This is a genomic window from Paenibacillus zanthoxyli JH29 (assembly GCF_000520715.1).
Classification (GTDB): domain Bacteria; phylum Bacillota; class Bacilli; order Paenibacillales; family Paenibacillaceae; genus Paenibacillus_AQ; species Paenibacillus_AQ zanthoxyli.
The window spans coordinates 1-639 of sequence record NZ_ASSD01000075.1 but is presented as its reverse complement, the minus strand read 5'-3'; the positions used below and the strand labels follow the sequence as shown (position 1 = coordinate 639).

Below are 639 nucleotides of genomic sequence, written 5' to 3'. Positions count from 1 at the left end.
ACGAGCTGCCGCTGGCGTATGAGGAGCCGCTCGGCAATCTGCGGCTTCGGCGCGCGGTCAGCAAAGAGCTCGGGAGAACCGGCATTCAAGCAGGGCCATCCTCGATTCTGATTCTCTCCGGGGCGCTTCAGGGCATTCAGCTTATCGCTCTCGGGCTGCTGCCCAAAGGGGCGGCCGTTCTATTGGAGAAGCCCTCTTATTTGTACTCCATTCATTCTTTCCAGTCGGCTGGGGTCAAACTGCACGGCCTGCCCATGGACGGGCGGGGCCTCGTAACGGAAGGGCTTGAGGGCCAGGCAGCCCGAACCAAGGCGGCGCTGCTGTATACGATTCCGTCCTTTCATAACCCGACCGGTATTCTTATGGACGCGGAGCGGCGGCGGGAACTGATGGAGATGACAGCGGCGCTGGGACTGCCCGTACTGGAGGATGGCGCCTATCAGGACCTGTGGCTGGACACGTCTCCGCGCTGCCGCTCAAAGCGCTGGACCGGAATGGACAGGTGCTCCACCTGGGCACCCTATCGAAATCCGCCAGCCCAGGACTGCGTATCGGCTGGGTAGCCGGGCCCGAACAGGTGATCCGGCGTCTGGCCGATATTAAAATGCAAACGGATTACGGCGCAAGCTCCCTCTCGCA

At 62.1% G+C, this 639-nt stretch carries 1 pseudogene; it reads left to right on the top strand.

The window, feature by feature from the left end:
- A pseudogene (locus tag L691_RS27650) lies at positions 1-639 on the top strand (aminotransferase-like domain-containing protein); the annotation flags it as partial.